The organism is Caballeronia sp. LZ028 (genome assembly GCF_031451415.1).
Classification (GTDB): Bacteria; Pseudomonadota; Gammaproteobacteria; order Burkholderiales; family Burkholderiaceae; genus Caballeronia; species Caballeronia zhejiangensis.
Genome location: NZ_JARUXN010000001.1, coordinates 2,849,235 through 2,868,681, shown reverse-complemented (window position 1 = coordinate 2,868,681; position 19,447 = coordinate 2,849,235). Strand labels below are relative to the sequence as shown.

The 19,447-nt window shown below is 63.9% G+C and carries 19 protein-coding genes; 9 read left to right on the top strand and 10 right to left on the bottom strand.

Annotated elements, in window-relative coordinates; all coding sequences use genetic code 11:
- Nucleotides 1-221 precede the first annotated feature (221 nt).
- Nucleotides 222-1,619 carry an MFS transporter gene (locus tag QCE58_RS13570; protein WP_250481651.1) on the bottom strand — a complete coding sequence of 466 codons (1,398 nt, stop codon included), beginning with the start codon at nt 1,617-1,619 and terminating at the stop codon, nt 222-224.
- A 122-nt stretch (nt 1,620-1,741) separates the two neighbouring features.
- On the opposite strand from QCE58_RS13570, the gene QCE58_RS13565 reads away from it, so the two are divergent.
- The 4 genes from QCE58_RS13565 (at nt 1,742) to QCE58_RS13550 (ending at nt 5,043) form a co-directional block, all read left to right on the top strand.
- Nucleotides 1,742-1,954 (top strand): DUF3820 family protein, encoded by a 213-nt coding sequence (locus tag QCE58_RS13565; RefSeq protein WP_008342924.1) that lies wholly within the window; start codon nt 1,742-1,744, stop codon nt 1,952-1,954.
- 693 nt (nt 1,955-2,647) lie between these two features.
- On the top strand, nt 2,648-3,889 hold the full coding sequence (locus QCE58_RS13560) for a ribonucleotide-diphosphate reductase subunit beta (RefSeq protein ID WP_008342919.1): 1,242 nt from the start codon (nt 2,648-2,650) through the stop codon (nt 3,887-3,889).
- Nucleotides 3,890-3,992: 103 nt separating this feature from the next.
- Nucleotides 3,993-4,322: a hypothetical protein gene (locus QCE58_RS13555; RefSeq protein WP_239295166.1), complete on the top strand. Its 330-nt coding sequence runs from the start codon at nt 3,993-3,995 to the stop codon at nt 4,320-4,322.
- A gap of 31 nt (nt 4,323-4,353) precedes the next feature.
- A complete protein-coding gene (locus QCE58_RS13550) occupies nt 4,354-5,043 on the top strand; it encodes a histone H1-like DNA-binding protein (protein WP_034471475.1) in 690 nt (229 codons plus the stop codon).
- A 225-nt stretch (nt 5,044-5,268) separates the two neighbouring features.
- Here the strand turns inward: QCE58_RS13550 and QCE58_RS13545 are convergent, their stop codons facing one another.
- The 9 genes from QCE58_RS13545 to QCE58_RS13505 all read right to left on the bottom strand — a co-directional run bounded on the left by QCE58_RS13545 (nt 5,269) and on the right by QCE58_RS13505 (nt 13,465).
- Nucleotides 5,269-5,748, bottom strand: a complete 480-nt coding sequence (locus QCE58_RS13545; RefSeq protein WP_008342914.1) for a glycine zipper 2TM domain-containing protein — start codon at nt 5,746-5,748, stop codon at nt 5,269-5,271.
- A 17-nt stretch (nt 5,749-5,765) separates the two neighbouring features.
- Nucleotides 5,766-6,704, bottom strand: a complete 939-nt coding sequence (locus tag QCE58_RS13540; protein WP_008342912.1) for a carbohydrate kinase family protein — start codon at nt 6,702-6,704, stop codon at nt 5,766-5,768.
- Between the two features lie 120 nt (nt 6,705-6,824).
- Entirely contained in the window at nt 6,825-7,325 is a 501-nt protein-coding gene (gene tpx / locus QCE58_RS13535) for a thiol peroxidase (protein WP_008342910.1), read from the bottom strand.
- Between the two features lie 118 nt (nt 7,326-7,443).
- A complete protein-coding gene (locus QCE58_RS13530; protein ID WP_250480688.1) occupies nt 7,444-8,757 on the bottom strand; it encodes a zinc-ribbon and DUF3426 domain-containing protein in 1,314 nt (437 codons plus the stop codon).
- A gap of 50 nt (nt 8,758-8,807) precedes the next feature.
- On the bottom strand, nt 8,808-9,710 hold the full coding sequence (gene prmA, locus QCE58_RS13525) for a 50S ribosomal protein L11 methyltransferase (RefSeq protein ID WP_250481650.1): 903 nt from the start codon (nt 9,708-9,710) through the stop codon (nt 8,808-8,810).
- 25 nt (nt 9,711-9,735) lie between these two features.
- The gene (gene accC / locus QCE58_RS13520) at nt 9,736-11,103 is read right to left on the bottom strand and encodes an acetyl-CoA carboxylase biotin carboxylase subunit (RefSeq protein WP_008342904.1); all 1,368 of its coding nucleotides are present in this window, start codon (nt 11,101-11,103) and stop codon (nt 9,736-9,738) included.
- Nucleotides 11,104-11,257: 154 nt separating this feature from the next.
- Complete coding sequence (gene accB, locus QCE58_RS13515; protein ID WP_008342903.1) at nt 11,258-11,731, bottom strand: acetyl-CoA carboxylase biotin carboxyl carrier protein; 474 nt, start codon at nt 11,729-11,731, stop codon at nt 11,258-11,260.
- Nucleotides 11,732-12,259: 528 nt separating this feature from the next.
- Nucleotides 12,260-12,799 (bottom strand): TlpA disulfide reductase family protein, encoded by a 540-nt coding sequence (locus QCE58_RS13510; protein WP_175982757.1) that lies wholly within the window; start codon nt 12,797-12,799, stop codon nt 12,260-12,262.
- Nucleotides 12,800-12,817: 18 nt separating this feature from the next.
- The gene (locus QCE58_RS13505) at nt 12,818-13,465 is read right to left on the bottom strand and encodes a hypothetical protein (protein ID WP_008342899.1); all 648 of its coding nucleotides are present in this window, start codon (nt 13,463-13,465) and stop codon (nt 12,818-12,820) included.
- A gap of 201 nt (nt 13,466-13,666) precedes the next feature.
- Here QCE58_RS13505 and mpl point away from each other — a divergent pair, with 201 nt between their 5' ends.
- The 5 genes from mpl (at nt 13,667) to mtgA (ending at nt 19,382) form a co-directional block, all read left to right on the top strand.
- Nucleotides 13,667-15,070: a UDP-N-acetylmuramate:L-alanyl-gamma-D-glutamyl-meso-diaminopimelate ligase gene (gene mpl, locus QCE58_RS13500; protein ID WP_250435199.1), complete on the top strand. Its 1,404-nt coding sequence runs from the start codon at nt 13,667-13,669 to the stop codon at nt 15,068-15,070.
- Nucleotides 15,067-15,666, top strand: coding sequence for a YqiA/YcfP family alpha/beta fold hydrolase (locus QCE58_RS13495; RefSeq protein WP_250481649.1), 600 nt, complete (start codon nt 15,067-15,069; stop codon nt 15,664-15,666). The genes mpl and QCE58_RS13495 overlap by 4 nt, the downstream gene beginning before the upstream one ends.
- 62 nt (nt 15,667-15,728) lie before the next feature.
- Nucleotides 15,729-17,783 carry a ribonuclease catalytic domain-containing protein gene (locus QCE58_RS13490; RefSeq protein ID WP_033536347.1) on the top strand — a complete coding sequence of 685 codons (2,055 nt, stop codon included), beginning with the start codon at nt 15,729-15,731 and terminating at the stop codon, nt 17,781-17,783.
- A complete protein-coding gene (aroE, locus tag QCE58_RS13485) occupies nt 17,780-18,622 on the top strand; it encodes a shikimate dehydrogenase (protein WP_250481648.1) in 843 nt (280 codons plus the stop codon). The genes QCE58_RS13490 and aroE overlap by 4 nt, the downstream gene beginning before the upstream one ends.
- A gap of 1 nt (nt 18,623) precedes the next feature.
- Nucleotides 18,624-19,382: a monofunctional biosynthetic peptidoglycan transglycosylase gene (mtgA, locus tag QCE58_RS13480; RefSeq protein ID WP_250435196.1), complete on the top strand. Its 759-nt coding sequence runs from the start codon at nt 18,624-18,626 to the stop codon at nt 19,380-19,382.
- Nucleotides 19,383-19,447: the final 65 nt, after the last annotated feature.

Genomic DNA, 19,447 nt, shown 5'->3' with positions numbered 1-19,447 from the left:
CTTTCTTTGCTTACTTTCTTTGCAGCAGCAAAGAAAGTGAGTGCCGCCCCGCACAGGGGCAGTGCTAATAGACCGACACGATCACGGGATCCGGCGAAACACTGAGCCGACACGATCACGGGATCCGGCGAAACACCGAGCCGACACGATCACGGGATCCGGCGAAACACCGAGCCGACACGATCACGGGATCCGGCGAAACAAAACGCAAAACAGCGAACTCACCCCCGCGTACCGCGAGAAATCTCCGTCCCAGCATCATGCGAAAGCCGCGCCGTAATCGGCATCGAAAGAAAAGAGAACAGCCCGACGACGACAAACGCCGGCCAGAAATCCGACCATTGCACACTCGCATGACCGTTCAGATATTGCGAGAGCTCGAGCGTGATCCCCGCGATCGTCACGCCGAGCCCGAGCGAAACCTGCTGCACGAAGCTAGCAAGGCTCGTCGCGCGGCCCACATCGCGTGTTTCGATCTCAGCGTAAGCAAGCGAGTTGAGGCTCGTGAACTGCAACGCAGGGAAGAAGCCGCCGAGCAGCACGACGGCCCAGATCACCCAGGCCGGCGTGCCGGGAAAGAACGCGCCGCACGCCGCGATCGCGATACCCGACAGCGCAGCGTTATAGAACAGCGTCTGACGGAAGCCGAAGCGATGCAGCACGCGCGATGCGAACGAGCGCATGAACATGCCGCCGAAAGCCGACGCGCACGTGATCACGCCGGACTTGAACGCGCTCATGCCGAGACCCTCCTGCAGCGCGAGCGGCAGAAGAAACGGCACGGCGCCAAGCCCGATGCGAAACATCGAACCGCCGAGCACGCTCGCCTGAAACGTCGACACGCGGAAAAAGCGCAGATCGAGCAGCGGCTTCTCCACACGTCGCGCGTGGACGCAGTACAGCACGACCATCAGCGCGCCGGCGACGCACATCGCAAAGGCGACGCGCTGCGGAATCAGTTCGCCGCCGACGAGCGAGAGCCCGAGCAACAGCAGCACGCCCGCGCTCGCGGAGAGAAAGAAACCGAACCAGTCGAGACGGCCCGGATGTTCCTCGTGCGAGTCGGCGATGTAGCGGTTGGTCAGCCAGATGCCCGCGATGCCGATCGGGATGTTGATGAAAAAGATCAGGCGCCAGTGCAGATACGTCGTGATGAAGCCGCCGAGCAACGGCCCGACCGCTGGTCCGAGCATTGCGGGCACCGAGAGGTAGTTCATCGCGCGTATGAACTCGGAGCGGCGCACCGAGCGAAAGATGATGATGCGGCCGACAGGCACCATCATCGCGCCGCCGACGCCCTGGATGAAGCGCGCGACGGTGAAGGGGCCAAGCGATGTGGAAGCCGCGCACAACAGCGAGCCGACGACGAACACGCCGATGGCCGTGCGGAACACGGCGCGTGCGCCGAAGCGGTCGGCGACCCATCCGCAGATCGGTATGAAGACGCCGAGTCCGAGCACGTAGCTCGTGACCGCAACCTTCAGCGTCACGGGATCGCGTCCAAACGCGCGCGCCATTTCAGGAATCGCGGTAACGATGACGTTGGCGTCGACGCTTTCCATGAACATCGCGCACGCGACGATGAGAGGGGCAATGAAAGCTTTGACGGCCAGCGGCATGTTGATTCGCGATCGACTCTCGGCGGCAAGAGCGGCGATTATGGCACCGATATGCAGCAATCGCTGAAGGATCGAAGCGCGCTGCGTGGTGCGATGAACATTGAACGAGGAGTGAAGAAGCGATGGACCCGCAAGACCTGCAGCGTCTCGTCACGCAGACGATGCCCTATGGCAAATACAAGGACAGGCTCATCGCCGATCTGCCCGGTCACTATCTCGCGTGGTTCGCGCGTGAGGGTTTTCCACAAGGCAAACTCGGCAGCCTGCTCGCGTTGATGCACGAGATCGATCACAACAATCTGCGCTCGCTGCTCGATCCGTTGCGCGGCCGATGAGCCTTGCGCAGCGCGGTTTCGCGTGAGACGGATCGTCGCGTAAACACGCTATAGATTGTGTTGGCGAGATTTGCAAGCACAAGATATTGTGGAAATACGAGACGTCAAATGCTAAACTTCGGCAACGAATTCGACGCGCGCAGCAGGCATCGACGCTCCATCGAAGTGCTTGCGTCAGCGTGTATCGAGCGATGCGAAGTGCGTGCGGTCACACACATCGAAGCTCATCGAAGAGGAGCGCATGAAGGTCGCGCGTTCATCGATTCGCGACGCATGTTTTGCATCGCATCGCGGGTCGACGAGAGACTTCGATCGATGATCGCAACGCGTCACGCTTCGATGCGTTCGCGCTTGGCAACACAGCATCGAGCGGATCTTCGCAATGAAGCGCGCGTGCTTCGCATCGCACAAGCAGCGTCGTCCGCAGAGCCTTGCGCGACAAGGCTTGCAGAGCAGCGATGAAGTCACGCGAGAGCACGCTGCGATGTCACGGAAGTCACTCGATCAGGACCGCTTCACACTCGATTCAAGAGATGTCGCATCGAGCTTCACACACACGGCTTCGAGCCAAGTGTTGTATGCAGGTAGCAACGTCGAATCTAAATCGCATGAAAACGAGAATTTTCATGAGCAAACTCTTTTATCGCTCATGAAAAGATGGTACAAACCGATCTAAATTGATGGTGAGAATTTATGCTCAACTGGGATGACGAGACCACTGCCGTAGCTCCCTCGAGCGCTCCGCAACAGAACCCGTTGCGTAACGCTCAAGGCACGACTTTCGGTACGCAGGCAGCGCAAGCTGCAACTCATCAAGCTGCCCATCAGATTGCTCAGGCGAACAACATCTTTTCCGATGGCTTCGTTCCGCCCGCAGCCGCAACGCCTTCCGCCAGCGCGATCGCCGCGCAAAGCGAAGCGCGCGTCAATGTCGCCGACAAGCGCATCATCAACGGCAAGACCGACGTCAATCAGCTCGTCCCGTTCAAGTACAAGTGGGCGTGGGAGAAGTACCTCGCCGGTTGCGCGAACCACTGGATGCCGCAGGAAGTGAACATGTCGCGCGACATCGCCCTGTGGAAAGACCCGAACGGTCTCTCGGACGACGAGCGTCGCATCGTCAAGCGCAACCTCGGCTTCTTCGTCACGGCGGACTCGCTCGCCGCGAACAACATCGTGCTCGGCACGTACCGTCACATCACCGCTCCGGAGTGCCGCCAGTTCCTGCTGCGCCAGGCGTTCGAAGAGGCGATCCACACGCACGCGTACCAGTACATCGTCGAATCGCTGGGTCTCGATGAAAGCGAGATCTTCAACGCGTATCACGAGGTCAAGTCGATCCGTGACAAGGACGAGTTTCTGATTCCGTTCATCAACACGCTGACCGACCCGGCCTTCACGACCGGCACGCTCGAAGCGGACCAGAAATTGCTGAAGTCGTTGATCGTGTTCGCCTGCATCATGGAAGGCCTGTTCTTCTATGTCGGCTTCACGCAGATTCTGGCGCTGGGTCGCCAGAACAAGATGACGGGCGCGGCGGAACAGTATCAATACATCCTCCGCGATGAATCGATGCACTGCAATTTCGGCATCGACCTCATCAACCAGATCAAGCTGGAAGAGCCGCAACTGTGGACCGCCGACTTCAAGGCAGAGATCCGCGAGCTCTTCAAGCAGGCTGTCGATCTTGAATATCGCTACGCTGAAGACACCATGCCGCGCGGGGTTCTCGGCCTGAACGCGTCGATGTTCAAGAGCTACTTGCGGTTCATCTGCAACCGGCGTTGCCAGCAGATCGGACTGGACCCGCTCTTCCCGAACGAGGAAAACCCGTTCCCGTGGATGAGCGAAATGATCGACTTGAAGAAGGAACGCAACTTCTTCGAGACACGCGTGATTGAGTATCAAACCGGCGGCGCGCTCACCTGGGAATAATAAAAATCCAGGACGTGTTGCAGACGAAATCGATGGGACGGACGGGCAGCAGCGTGTCGCTCACGCGCGCCCGGCCGACAAGGTTTAGGAGAACGGTCGCCTGATGCAAAGTGCGCCTACTGACTTGGCGGGCCGTGTGGCCCGAATAGAAGACAGGCGTTTTGCGCTCCCTGAAAAGGGATGGGCAAACTTCCCCCCGGAAAATGCCAGCGGCATGCTCGCTGGCTCGATCAAGCGATGGCCGGCGCCGCGAAGAAGCGGTGCTGACTCAATTTGGCGCGCGGTGCCTCGGGGCACGGCGCGCCTTGCCGTATTCATTAGCGTAAGCAGGTGGGATCAGCGTACGCCGATGAATAATCCGCTTCGTAGCGTGCGTTATAGAGAAGGCGACACGTGGGAAGCGGGTTTTGACGAAGGGTGTTGTTTGAACTGACTCTCATCTGAAAACCTGAAGGAGAAAAACCATGGCAGTTGCCAAGAAAAAACCCGCCGCAAAGAAGGCTGCAGCGAAGAAAGTCACCGCCAAGAAGGCCGCTCCGGCGAAGAAGGTTGCGGCCAAGAAGGTCGCTGTGAAGAAGGTTGCAGCGAAGAAAGTAGCGGCGAAGAAGGTCGCAGCGAAGAAGGTCGCGGCGAAGAAGGCACCCGCGAAGAAGGCCGCAGCGAAGAAAGTCGCGACCAAGAAAGTAGCGGCGAAGAAGGTTGCTGCAAAGAAGGTCGCGGCGAAGAAGGCTCCCGCGAAGAAGGCCGCAGCGAAGAAAGTCGCGACCAAGAAAGTAGCGACGAAGAAGGCCGCAGCCAAGAAGGCGCCTGCGAAGAAGGCCGCTGCGAAGAAGACCGCGGCGAAGAAGGCGCCGGCGAAGAAGGCCGCAGCGAAGAAGGCCGCTGCGAAAAAGGCTCCCGCGAAAAAGGCTGCTGCGAAGACCGCAGCCGCTGCGCCTGCGCCTGCTGCTGCGCCCGCACCCGCTGCGAAGAAGGCCCCCGCGAAAAAGGCTCCGGCCAAGAAGGCCGCTGCTGCGAAGAAGACTACGGCTGCCGCTCCTGCCACGACGGCAACGACCGTCTCGGCGCCTGCTCCGGCCGCTCCGGCTGCTGCGGTCAAGACGGCGTTGAACCCGGCAGCGGCATGGCCGTTCCCGACGGGCAGCCGTCCGTAAGCTCTCGCAGTACGCAGCACCCAGGCACAGTGCGCTGTGCCCTTAGTCCGGGTATGCCTACCCGGCCTGAACCCGTCGTCGGGGAAACCTGGCGGCGGGTTTTTCGCTTCGGCCAACGAATTTCATCGCTTGCTCGGGGCGTCGAAAAAGAAAAAGCGCATGCATCTTTCGATACATGCGCATTCTTAGGATGACGCGGCGCTATTTGTCCGCTGAATGCCCTCGTCAGTGAGTGACGCGCGTGACGCCGCCGCTCGACAACAGACGCACTCGCTCGCCCGCCTGAAACACTTCGCCGTTCGCGGTCTGCGTGATCGCGCGCAGGTCGCCGTTATCGAGGCGCACGGTGATCTCGAGACCGTTCTTCATCGCGACGCTATTCTCGACCGCGTTGCCCGCGACGGCGCCAGCCAGCCCGCCGATGATGCCCGCGATGATCGAACCGTTGCCGCCGCCGATCGCACTCGCCGCCGCGACGCCGCCGAGCGCGCCGCCGCCGATCGTGCCGAGGCCCGTAGGCTGGCCGTTGTTCGAGCTGATCTTCACGCCGCGCACGCTTTCGACGGTCGCCATGCGCACCGTTTCCTCACGCTGCGCCTGCGACGCCGTGTAGACGTCCGACGAACTGCTGTTGTAGGCGCAGCCCGTCAGCGCCACCGAGCCGACGAGCGCCATGGCCAGCGCGATACGACTTACCGTTTTCATTCCTTCACTCCAATCATTCAGAACAGGCTGCTTCCGAAGGCCTGCTTGAAACGCTCTTCGATTTCGGCGCGCGTCGGCGCGTAGGTTTGCGGCCCCTGATGTTCGATTTTCAGCGAACCCATCAGACTCGCGAGACGACCCGTTTTCTCCCAGCCAAGCTTGTTTTCGATGCCGTACAGGAGCCCGCCGCGGAATGCGTCGCCGCAACCGGTCGGGTCGACCACCTGACGCGCCGCGACGACCGGAATCTCGGCCACGCCATCTTCATGATAGATCTGCGCGCCGTGTTCGCCACGCGTGACGACGAGGGCATCGACCCGGCTCTTGATGTCTTCGATCGACCAGCCGGTCTTGTTGCTCAGCAGCTTGGCTTCGTAATCGTTGACCGCCACGTAGGTGGCGAGTTCAATCATGCGACAAAGTTCCACGCCGTCCAGAATCGGCAATCCCTGGCCCGGGTCGAATACGAACGGCACGCCCGCGCGCGCCAGCCCTTCGGCGTGCTCGCGCATGCCTTGAGCGCCGTCCGGTGCGACGATGCCGAGCGAGATGCCCTGCGCTTCGTCGGCGCGGTTCAGATGCGATTCCATCATCGCGCCGGGGTGGAACGCGGTGATCTGGTTGTTCGCGAGATCGGTCGTGATGAAGCATTGCGCCGAGTGCTGATCGGCCAGCACGCGCACGTATTCCTTCGACAAACCGAGCGCGTCGAGCCGGTCGATGTAGAGCTGCGCATCCGCCGCGCCGAGCGTCGCCATGATCTTCGGATCGCCGCCGAGCAGCTTCAGCGCATACGCGATGTTGCCCGCGCAGCCGCCGAAGTTGCGCCGCATCGTCGGCACCAGGAAGCTGATGTTCAGCATGTGCACCTGATCCGGCAGGATGTGGTCGCCGAAGCGCCCCTGGAAAGTCATGATGTTGTCGTAGGCGAGCGAGCCGCAAATGAGCGTAGCCAAGGCGAACGTCCTTTATAGATAGGGGCCGAGGAGAGAAATCCGCATACGGCGCGCGGCGAGCGCTTCACCGTGCCTCGTATGCGCGGACCGCTCCGGTCGGAAGCGGTCCGGCGAGACGATTTACTTCAGCGCGGCGAGCGCTGCATCGTAGTTCGGCTCATTCTTGATCTCGGGCACGAGCTCCGAATGAAGCACCTTGTTGTTCTCGTCGAGCACGACCACGGCGCGCGCCGTCAGACCCTTGAGCGGGCCGCTCGTCACGTCGACGCCGTAAGCCTGCGCGAATTCGTGGCCGCGGAACGTCGATGCCGTCACGACATTGGCGATACCTTCGGTCGTGCAGAAGCGCTTCGCGGCGAACGGCAGATCGCCCGAAACCACGACCACGACCGTGTTGTTCAGGCCGGCGGCCGCTTCATTGAATTTGCGCGTCGAGGTGGCGCAGGTCGGCGTGTCGAGACTCGGCACGATGTTCAGCACCTTGCGCTTGCCCGCGAAGTTCGCGAGCTTGACGTCGCCGAGATCGGCGCCGACGAGCGTGAATTCGGACGCCTGCTGGCCCGGGCCCGGGAACGTGCCGCTGACGTCGATAGGGTTGCCGCCGAGGGTAACTTGACTCATGTTGCGCTCCAGAGAATTGTCAGATGCTGACGGGAAAATCGCGCGTGCAGGCGCCGCGAGGAGCATGACGCGCGTCGTGTGGAACCGGGGCAGGCGGCGTTCGCGCGCCTGCCCGACATCACGGGTAAAAGACCTGAACCCGGTAATTGGCGGCAACCGCGTCGCCCGTATCCAGCCGGACGATCACCGGTTGCGCGCTTTGCGGCGCGAGGCCGACCGCGAATATCGTACCCGGTCGCGCGTAATCCTGCGGCCAGAGCACGCGCCGGATCGCGACGTTGTTCTTGTCGTCGAGCAGCGTGAGTTCGAGCGCCGGATACGCCAGCGCGACGTCCATCCGGTTGCGCAGCGACAATTTCAGTTCGAGCTTGTGCGGGCCGTCCACCTGGCGCAGCCCGGAACTCTCGATCTGCAATCCGTCGATGTCGCGCGGCGGCGAGATCGTGCAGCCGATCTGATCGCAGACGTTCGAATAGAGCGCGTGCGAGCCGGGCACGTAGACCATCAACGTTTCGCGTTGCCACCATGCGAGCTGCACGAGCAACAGCAACGCCAGCAGCACGGCGACGATGACGCCCACGACACGTCCCGCCTTCCCGGCTCCGCCGCGGCCACGCACCGGCGCGCGCGTTTCCCGCGACTCGCGAATCACGGGAAACGCCTCGTTCGCGCTGACGCGCCGAGCAGGAGCGGGCGGCTTCGTGGCGCCGAAACCGGGCTCCGCGTCGTCGCGCCATGCGGGTACGGCCGGTTCCGCGGCGGCGCGCGCGGGCGGCGCGTCCGGCTGATGAACCGGACCGATGAACGGCTCGGCGCGATCGTCGACAGCATTGGCGAGCGGCGCGACGGGCGGTTCGCCGAGCGGCGTATCGTCGGCTTGCTCGGAGTTCGCGGCATCGGGATGCGGCACGCCGACGCGAATGTACTGCTTCAGGCGGGCGGGTTCCGAAGGCAACGCGGACGGCTCGTTCGCGGCATCGGCTTGATCGGGTTCGCTGCGCGGCGACGCGGCGCGTGTCTGGCTCGACGCGCTCGACGCTGCAGGAGCGTTCGCATAGACGGTGCCTTCGCTGTCGGCATCGGGATGCTTGATGGAACTCGGCGCGCCGAGATCGAGGTTGCGCGGCGCGAACGGGCGCGGCTTGAGCGGCGCATCGGGCGGCGCGGTCACATGCGCGGGTGCATCGGCGGCGGCAGCGTGGCCTGCGCCCGAGCTTGTTGCGGGACCGACGGCGGCATCATCGTCGATGATCGCGGCATGCTGAGCGACGCCTGCCGCGGCCGGCTCGTCCGGAAGCTCGAAGCGATGATGCGCGGCATCGAAAACTTCCTGACAGTGTCCGCAGCGCACGCGGCCGTCATGCGGCGCGAGCAGATGCGGGTCCAGCTTGAATACGGTTTCGCAGTGGGGGCAGCGGGTTGCCAGCGCCATATAAGAAGTGCCGTTGGCCTGACGGCCTGATCGTGGAGGATGGCGCTATTCTAAAGGCTTTCGCGCCGCGTTCCCGCGAGGCATACCCAGCCTTCGTGCTCGCGCCAAACGCCGATGTCGATCCACTTCGCATAGACCGCCGCGACCTCGTCGGCCTGGCGCGCGAGCACGCCCGACAGCGCGATTCTGCCGCCCGGCTTTACCTTCGCGGCGAGCATCGACGCCATCAGCTTGAGCGGATTCGAGAGGATGTTCGCGACGACGATATCGAACTCGCCGGCGGGGCACGCATCGGGCAGGCCGTAGATCACGTCCGCGCGATTGCGCTCGCTGTTCTGACGCGCCGACTCGACCGCTTGCGGATCGATGTCGATGCCGACGACCGGATCGGCGCCGCACTTCTTCGCGAGAATCGCGAGGATGCCGGAGCCGCAGCCGTAATCGAGCAGCGATTGTCCCGGCTTCACCGACTGCTCCAGCCATTCCATGCAAAGCCGCGTGGTCGGATGGCTGCCGGTGCCGAACGCGAGGCCCGGATCGAGTTCGAGCACGAGCGCGTTCGGATCGGGCGCGTCGTGCCACGAAGGCACGACCCAGATACGCTCGCCGATGGCGATCGGATCGAACTGCGCCTGCGTGAGACGCACCCAGTCCTGCTCCTCGACCTCGCGCACCGTGAACTGCGGGGTTGCCGCGAGGCCGATCTCGTTCGCGGCCGCGGCGAGCAGCACGTCGGGATCTGCGTCCTCGGCGAGCAGCGCGACGACGCGCGAACGGTTCCACGCACTCTTTTCAGGCACGAGACCCGGCTCGCCGAAGAGCGGCTGTTCGTCGGGCGTGTCGGCGTCGGCGTCTTCGACGGACACCGACAGCGCGCCGACTTCAAGCAGCGCATCCGACAGCGCTTCCGCGTGCTCGCGATCCAGCTCGGCGATCAGTTCCCGGTAACTCATGCTATCTCTCTGAATAAGGCGTGCTTCAGGACTCTTCGGCGACGGCGGCCTGGCGCGCGGCCAGCTTGTTCTCGAGATAGTGAATGCTCGTGCCGCCTTCGACGAACTTCGCGTCGATCATCATCTCGCGATGCAGCGGGATGTTCGTCGAAATGCCTTCGACGACCATTTCCGACAGCGCGATACGCATGCGGTTGATCGCCTGCTCGCGCGTCGCGCCGAACGCGATCAGCTTGCCGATCATCGAATCGTAGTTCGGCGGAACGAAGTAGTTCGCATACGCGTGGGAATCGACGCGAATGCCCGGGCCGCCCGGCGTATGCCACGACGTGATGCGTCCCGGCGACGGCGTGAACTTGAACGGATCTTCCGCGTTGATGCGGCACTCGATCGCGTGGCCGCGGAACTGGATGTCCTTCTGGCGGATCGAGAGCTTTTCGCCCGCGGCGATGCGGATCTGCTCCTGCACGATATCGACGCCCGTGATGAGTTCCGTCACCGGATGCTCGACCTGCACGCGCGTGTTCATTTCGATGAAGTAGAACTCGCCGTTCTCGTACAGGAACTCGAACGTGCCCGCGCCGAGATAGCCCATCTTCTTGCACGCGTCGGCGCAACGGTCGCCGATGCGCTCGATCAGCCGCCGCGCAATGCCCGGCGCCGGCGCTTCCTCGATCACCTTCTGGTGACGGCGCTGCATCGAGCAGTCGCGCTCGCCGAGCCAGATCGCGTTACGGAACGAGTCCGACAACACCTGAATCTCGATGTGGCGCGGGTTCTCGAGAAACTTCTCCATGTACACCTGCGGGTTGCCGAAGGCGCGGCCCGCTTCTTCGCGCGTCATGTTGACGGCGTTCACGAGCGCCGCTTCGGTGTGCACCACGCGCATGCCGCGCCCGCCGCCGCCGCCCGCCGCCTTGATGATGACGGGGTAGCCGATTGCGCGCGCAATCTTCACGATCTCGCGCGGATCGTCCGGCAATGCGCCTTCGGAGCCCGGCACGCACGGCACGCCGGTCTTGATCATCGTCTGCTTGGCGGTGACCTTGTCGCCCATCAGGCGGATGGTCTCGGGACGCGGCCCGATGAACGTGAAGCCCGATTGCTCGACGCGCTCGGCGAAGTCGGCGTTTTCGGAGAGAAAGCCGTAGCCGGGATGGATGGCTTCGGCGTCGGTGACTTCGGCCGCGCTGATGAGCGCCGGCATGTTCAGGTACGAGAGATTCGAAGGCGCCGGTCCGATGCACACGGCTTCGTCGGCCAGCTTGACGTACTTCGCTTCCTTGTCGGCTTCGGAATAGACGACGACTGTCTTGACGCCCAGCTCGCGGCACGCGCGCTGGATGCGAAGCGCGATTTCGCCGCGGTTCGCAATGAGAATTTTTTCAAACATAGTGGGTCGGCTCATCAACGGGCTCGCGCGAGCGGCCCTCGGGGATCCAATCGGCGGCGCGCTTCTCGACGAATCGATGCCGCATGAAGCGCGCCGGCGCGGCGGGGCCGGGCGGCGGCTGCGAGGCGCATCCGCGGCACGGCCCGGTGCGCCTTTAGTCGCCGATCACGAAGAGCGGCTGGCCGTACTCGACCGCCTGGCCGTTCTCGACGAGGATTTCCTTCACGACGCCGGCCTTGTCCGCTTCGATTTCGTTCAAGAGCTTCATCGCTTCGATGATGCACAGCGTCTGGCCTTCCTTCACCGTATCGCCGACCTGGATGAACGGATCCGCGCCCGGCGACGGCGCACGGTAGAACGAACCGACCATCGGCGAGGTCACGATGTGACCTTGCGGCGCGGCGGCCGCGGGCGCAGCGGCTGCCGGCGCGCCGGCTTCGCCTGCACCGCCGAATTGCGGCGCGGCCGGCGACTGCACTTGCGGTGCGTACTGCTGCGGCGCCTGCATGTAGACCGGCGCGGCGTTCTTGACGATGCGAACCTTGCCTTCGCCTTCCGTCACTTCCAGCTCCGAGATGCCGGATTCCGAGACGAGGTCGATCAGCGTTTTCAGTTTACGAAGGTCCATCGAAAAATCCCCTTTCAATACTTGGAGACCGGGACTGCCCGGCACTTGACTTGATTTGTGGGTGTTCTGACTGCTCAGCCGCGAGTCGGCGCGGCCAGCCGTCCGACACGCACGCTCGCGAAAGCGCCCGCGCAAACGACGGCTGCAGAATCGGTCGGCACGCCGGTAGCGTTCATGTCGAACGTATCGGCGTGGTCGCTTCGAAGCGCGCGCCCGAACAGCACGCGGATGACGGCAGCGGATGCTCCACGCCTTCCGACCGCCGTTTTGCGGAGGTCGGACTTGACGGCGAGGGGGCCACATGGCACCGGCAGAGTTGTCATAGTCGCTTCGGGTTGTGCGGAATTCGGCGCACTTTAGCGCCGTTTAGAGAATTTTGTCTAGTTTTACTGTGCAGCCCGGCTCGCAACCATGGGACAAATTACCGCCGCGTATTGGGAGTCGCGTCGAATTTCCAGCAAGATCGGTGTACTGCGTGCTAACTCGCAGCTTACTCGACGCAAGCCACGGCGTACACGCAGCCAATTTTTACAGGCTGTCGAGCGTATGTTTCAGCTCGGCCGGGTCGACTTCGCCCAGTTTCGTGGAGCGGATTTTCCCATTCGCGTCGATCACGACGGTAAACGGCAGGCCGCCCGCATTATTGCCGAAGCTACGCGCAAGATCCGCGCCGCCGAAGCCGGTGACGTAGACGGGATAGGCGACCGGCACTTTCTTAAGAAAATCGTTGACGTTCTTCTCGCTATCGACGCCGAGTCCGATGAACGTGATGCCTTTCTTTTCGTAATCGCGCTGCATCGCGGAGAGCGTCGGCATTTCCTTCACGCACGGTCCGCACCACGACGCCCAGAAGTTCACGACGACCGGCTTGCCCTTGAACGCCGCGAGCGGTTGCGACGTGCCGGAAGCGCCCGGCGGCGTCGCCTTCCACAGTTGATCGACGGCGTTGCCGCTCGGCTGCGTCGCGGCCACGGTATCGCCGCCAGTGAACAGATGGCCCGCGTAGAAGCCGCCGACGGTCGCGGCGACAGCGACCACGAGGGCCGCCAGAATGCGTGTGCTTTTCATGAGCGTAGAGAAGATAGATCAGCCGCTGATCTCGAGCGGCGGGACATCGGGGTGATCGAGCAGCGTGCGTACGGCCGCCGCGTTCGCGCGGGCGAGGCGTCCGCGGTTGTCCGCGCGCACCGCGCCGCGCAGATCGTCGGGACCGTAGAGCGCGATATGCACGCCGACCGGCTCCTCGTCGCGTGCGCGATGCAGAAAGCTCAACGTCTCGACATAGCCGCGCCCGGCGAAGTGCCGCGTCTCCGACACGTCGTATTGCACGTTCGCGTTCAGCAGATAAATCGCGACTTCCTTGGGATTGTCGCAGAAGCATTGCAGATGAATATCGGAGTGCTCGCCTGCGGTGCCGTTGAGCACCGCGCCCGTCAGATATGGATCGAAGGGTGTCAGGCGCTCCATCCAGTCGAGCGCGACTTCGCGCATCCGGCGCAGCACGGCTGGCTGGCTGTCGCTCTGGAAAATCGCCTGATACTCGCGGATTTCCTCTTCGATCTGGTCGTTATCGGGCAGGAACTCGCCGCCGATCTTCGCCTCGCCGACGACCTGCCGCGCAGCCTTGCGCTTGGCGGTGGAGTAGTCGAGGCCGTCTTCGGCGATCATCCTCGCGGCAGCGATCGCGATTTCCTCGCGCACGCGCTGCGGATCGAAATGTGATTTGCGAACCATGCCGGAATGATACTAGATAAGCTCGAGCGGCCCTTTTGCGGGCCAAGGGCGGCAGGCTTGCGCCGGGGGAAAAGCGCTTAGCCTGCTCGGTTACAATATGCGCCTTCAGGCGCCTTTCTGCACGGGTTTGCCCTCAGGTTCACCGGTACGGCGCCGTTCCTGTTTTCGCATCTCAATCGCCCGCGCGGCGCGACACGGTTTATGCACATCCACATCCTCGGCATCTGCGGCACCTTCATGGGCGGACTCGCCGTCCTGGCGCGCGAGGCGGGCCACAAGGTCACCGGCTGCGACGCCGGCGTCTACCCGCCGATGAGCACGCAACTCGAAGCCCAGGGCATCGAACTGATCGAAGGTTACGGCATCGAGCAGCTCGCGCTCGAGCCGGATCTCTTCGTCATCGGCAACGTGGTGACGCGCGGCAATCCGCTGATGGAAGCCATCCTCGATCGCGGCCTGCCATACACATCCGGCCCGCAGTGGCTCGGCGAGCATGTGCTGAACGGCAAATGGGTGCTCGCGGTGGCGGGCACGCACGGCAAGACCACGACGAGCTCGATGCTCGCATGGCTGCTCGAAGACGCGGGCATGAATCCCGGCTTTCTGATCGGCGGCGTGCCGTTGAACTTCGGCATTTCCGCGCGCCTGACCGATTCGAGCTTTTTCGTCATCGAAGCCGACGAGTACGACACCGCATTCTTCGACAAGCGTTCGAAGTTCGTGCATTACCGTCCGCGCACGGCCGTGCTCAATAATCTCGAATTCGATCACGCCGATATCTTCCCCGATCTCGCGGCCATCGAAACGCAATTCCACCACCTTGTGCGCACGGTGCCGGGCGTCGGGCGCATCGTCACGAACGGGCGCGAGGCGGCGCTGGAACGCGTGCTCACGCGCGGCTGCTGGTCGGGCGTCGAACGCTTCGGCGTCGAAGGCGGATGGCAGGCGCTGCCCGTCGAACAAGGCGCCGCCGTCGACGAGCAGTTCGCCGTGTATTGGGAAGGCGAGCGCCAGGGCGTCGTCGACTGGCAGGTGCAGGGCGAGCACAATCGGATGAACGCGCTCGCTGCGATCGCGGCCGCGCGCTCGGTCGGCGTGCCGGCGGCGCAATCGGCGAAATCGCTCGCGAGTTTTCGCAACGTCAAGCGGCGCATGGAAGTGAAGGGCAGCGTCGACGGCGTCACCGTCTACGACGACTTCGCGCATCATCCGACCGCAATCGAGACGACCGTCGCGGGCCTGCGCACGCGCATCGGCAATTCGGATACGTCGCGCATCCTCGCCGTGCTGGAGCCGCGCTCGAACACGATGAAACTCGGCACGATGAAAGCGCAATTGCCGGCGAGTCTCGCGGGCGCGGATCTCGTCTTCGGCTACGGCGCGCGCGAAGGCCGCGACAAGCTCGGCTGGAATCTCGCAGAAGCGCTCTCACCGCTCGGCGACAAGGCGCGGGCATTCGACGAAATCGAACCTCTGGTGAAGGCGGTCGCGGCCGCCGCGCGCCCCGGCGACCACGTACTCGTGATGAGCAACGGCGGCTTCGGCGGCGTCCATCAGAAACTGCTCGACGCGCTTTCGGCGCGTGGCGCAGGAGGACATTCGTGATTCTCTATCTGCACGGCTTTCGCTCGTCTCCCCAATCGTTCAAGGCGCGCGTGATGCACGCGCGGCTCGCGGAACTCCGGAGGCTCGGCGAATGGCAGTGCCCGTCGCTGCCGGTGTCGCCGTGCGATGCCGTCGCGCTGGCCGAATCGCTCGCGGCGGGCGAGAAAGCGGGCGATGTGACCGTCGTCGGCAGTTCGCTCGGCGGCTATTACGCGACGTATCTCGCGGAGAAACACGGCTGGCGCGCCGTGCTGCTCAATCCGGCGGTCGTGCCGGATCGCGATCTGAGCCATTTTCTCGGCGAGCAGCCGTTGTGGCACGGCGGCGGAACGATCACCGTGCTGCCGCGCCATCTCGACGAGTTGCGCGCGCTCAAGGTCGAATCGATCACGCGGCCCGAGCGCTACTATCTGATCGCGGCGACGGGCGACGAAGTGCTCGATTACCGCACGATGCTCGACCACTATCCCGGCGTGCGAACCACGCTGATTCAGGGCAGCGATCACGCGATCAGCGACTTCCCGGCTTATCTCGCCGATGTCATCGCGTTCTGCGACCAGGCGCCGCCACCCGTGCGCGCGACCGCAGCCGCCTGAGCCCATTCATTCGCCGGCGCGCGGCAAGCGCGGCCCGGTCCACCGTTTTACGAGAGTATTGAGTGAACGTTTTCTTCGAGGAATCGGGTAGTTTCAAGGCCGGATCGGTGTTGTCGAAACAGGGCGACGCGTTCCAGGTCGAATTGCCGGGCGGCCGGCGCGCGAAAGTGCGCGCGAAAGACGTGCTGATCGAGTTCGAGAAGCCTGCAGCCGGCGATCTGATGCAGGAAGCCGACGCCATCGCGCAGGAGATCGATCTCGACTTCCTGTGGGAATGCGCGCCCGACGAGGAATTTCCGTTCGCCGCGCTCGGCGCGGATTACTTCGGCGACAAGTTCGGACCCGCCGAACGCGCGGCGCTCGTCCTGCGCATGCACGGCGCGCCGGTTTACTTCCGGCGCAAAGGGCGCGGCCAGTATCAGCGCGCGCCGCAGGAACAATTGCAGATGGCGCTCGCGTCGCTCGAACGCAAGCGTCAGCAGGCGCTCGTGCAGCAGGGCTGGGAAGAGGAACTGAAGGCGGGCAAGCTGCCCGATGCGCTGAAGGGCAAGGCGATCGGCCTGCTCACGAAGCCGGACAAGAATTCGATCGAGTACAAGGCGCTCGAAGCGGCGGCGGCGGCGCGCGGCATCTCGCAGGCGCGGCTGATGCTCGAATGCGGCGGCATCGCCTCGCCCCGCCAGTTGCACGAGGCGAAGTTCCTGTCGGAGTTCTTCCCGCACGGCATCGGTTTTCCGTCGGTGCAGCCGGGACCGCTGCCCGAGGATTTGCCGGAAGCGCACGTCGAAGCGTTCTCCATCGACGACGTCACCACCACCGAAATCGACGATGCCTTCTCGGTCGAGCATCTTTCGGATGGCCGCGTGCGCGTGGGCATCCACATCGCGGCGCCGGCGCTCGGCATTACGCGTGGCGACACGATCGACGCCATCGCGCGCGGTCGTCTCTCCACGGTCTACATGCCCGGCGACAAGATCACGATGCTGCCCGACAACGTCGTCGACGTGTTCACGCTCGGCGAGGGCGGGCTGCGCCCGGCGCTGTCGCTGTACATCATCGTGAATCGCGAGACGCAGGATATCGTCGCCACTGAAACGCGCGCCGAGCGCGTGTTCGTGAAGAGCAACCTGCGCCACAACCATCTCGACGAGTTCGTCACCGAGGAAACGCTCGCGGCCGGCACGGGCGACTATCCGCACAAGGAAGACATCGCGGTGCTGTGGCCGCTCGCGCAGGCGCTCTTCGAAAAGCGTCAGCAGGCGCGCGCGACTTACGGCCTCAAGCGCGAAGTGCAGCGCAACAACGACTTCAACTTTTATGTCGATGGCGAGCACATCACGATCACGCCGCGCCGTCGCGGTTCGCCGCTCGATCTGATCGTCGCGGAACTGGCGATTCTCGCGAATTCGTCGTGGGGCGCGTTCCTCAACGATCACGGCGTGCCGGGCATCTATCGTTCGCAGCGCGGCTTCGGCGGTCCGGGACCGAAACGCACGCGCATGCAGACGACGCCCGCGCCGCACGAAGGCCTGGGCGTCGCGCAATATGCGTGGAGCACGTCGCCGCTGCGCCGTTATGTCGACCTCGTCAATCAATGGCAGTTGCTCGCGTGCGTGCAGCATGGCGTGACGGCCAAGCTCGCCGCGCCGTTCAAGCCGAAGGACGCGGACCTTTTCGCCGTCGTGCAGGGTTTCGACGACACGTACACCGCGTATGCCGATCACCAGCGCCGCATGGAGTATTTCTGGTGCCTGCGCTGGCTCAAGCAGGAGAACAGGAAGCACGTTCCCGCTTCGGTCATCAAGGACGATCTCGTGCGGCTCGAAGAGATTCCGCTGATCCTGCACGTGCCCGGCCTCGGCGTGCATGCGCGCGGCACGCGTGTGATGCTCGAAGTCGTATCGATCGACGAGCTGACGGTCGAAGCATCGTGCCGTCTGCTGCATGTGATCGACGCGCCGTCCGCGAGCGCGCCGGTCGAGGAAGAAGAGGCGGAAGAAGAGATCATCGAGACGAGCGATCTTTCTGCCGAAAGCGAAGCCGAAGCGCAGGCGGAAGCGTCGGTGGAGCAGCCACAACCGGAAACGCCCGACAACGCGCAGGAACCGACGCCATGAAAGACCAATACGCGGTGATCGGCAATCCGATCGAGCACAGCAAATCGCCGTGGATTCACGCGCAGTTCGCCGCGCAGACCGGCGAGCCGATCGAATACGGCCGCATTCTCGGGCCGCTCGATGGCTTCACGCGTGAAGTGAAGGCGTTCATCGCGTCGGGCGGACGCGGCATGAACGTCACCGTGCCGTTCAAGCTCGAAGCGCACGCGCTCGCCGATTCGCTGTCGCCGCGCGCGGCAGCGGCGGGCGCGGTGAACACGCTCGCCTTCGGGCCGGATGGCGTGCGCGGCGACAACACCGATGGCGTCGGCCTCGTGCGCGACATCGAAGTGAATCTCGGCGTGAGTCTGAAAGGCGCGCGCATTCTGCTGCTCGGCGCGGGCGGCGCGGCGCGCGGCGTCGTGCTGCCGATCTTCGATCGCGCGCCGGCGGCGCTCACCATCGTCAACCGCACGGCGGCGAAGGCGCATCAGCTCGTCGATCAGTTCGCGCAGAACGCGTCCGAGTGCGGCGTGCGTTTCTCGGGCGGCGGCGCCGACAGCGCGGAAGCCGGGCAGTACGACGTGATCGTCAACGCGACCGCGGGCAGCCTCGACGCCGCCTTGCCCGATTGCGACGACAGCGCGTTCGGCGCGGGCACGCTCGCCTACGACATGATGTACGGCGCGCAGCCGACCGTCTTCATGCAACACGCGTCGAAGCTCGGCGCGCGCGCATCGGACGGTCTCGGCATGCTGGTCGAGCAGGCCGCCGAATCGTTTTTCATCTGGCGCGGCGTGCGCCCGGATGGCGGCGCGGTGCTGCGCGATCTGCGCGCCGCGCTGGCCGCGAAAGCCTGACATGACCACCGCGCCCGTCGGCAGCCAGGGCAGCCGCTCGCCGCGCGTGCGCAAAGCGGTGCGGCTCGGCCCGGCGCGCTGGATCGCGTACGGCGTATCGGTGCTCGGCATCGCGTTCATCGCGACGCAAATGTGGTTCTTCGCGCAGATCGGCATCTGGACGATCGTCAATCCCGGTCCGACGGCCTTCATGCGCGCCGACGCGTGGACGCTCGCGAAGACGCATCCGGGCATTTCGCTGCAACGCACCTGGGTGCCGTACGAGCAGATTTCGCGCAATCTGAAGCGCGCGATCATCGCTTCGGAAGACGCGAATTTCGTCAATAACAACGGCTACGAAACCGACGCCATCCTTCAGGCGTGGGAGAAGAACAAGGCGCGCGGAAAAATCGTCGCGGGCGGCTCGACCATTTCGCAGCAGCTCGCGCGCAACCTGTTTCTGTCGCGCGAAAAGAGCTATGTGCGCAAGGCGCAGGAGCTCGTCATCACCTGGATGCTCGAGTTCTGGATGGACAAAGAACGCATCTTCGAGATCTACCTGAATTCGGTCGAGTGGGGCAACGGCGTGTACGGCGCGGAAGCGGCGGCGCGGTATTACTACAAGACATCGGCGGCGAAACTGACGGCCTGGCAGAGCGCGCGGCTTGCGGTGATGCTGCCGCGTCCGAAGTATTTCGACGACCATCGCAATGCGCCGTATTTGTCGCAGCGCGCGGGCGTCATCGCACGGCGGATGGGGGCGGCGGAACTGCCGCAGTGAAATTTAGCTGGCCGCGATAAACAACGCAAAGCCCTGATAATTCAGGGCTTTTTTGTTTTCCAGGA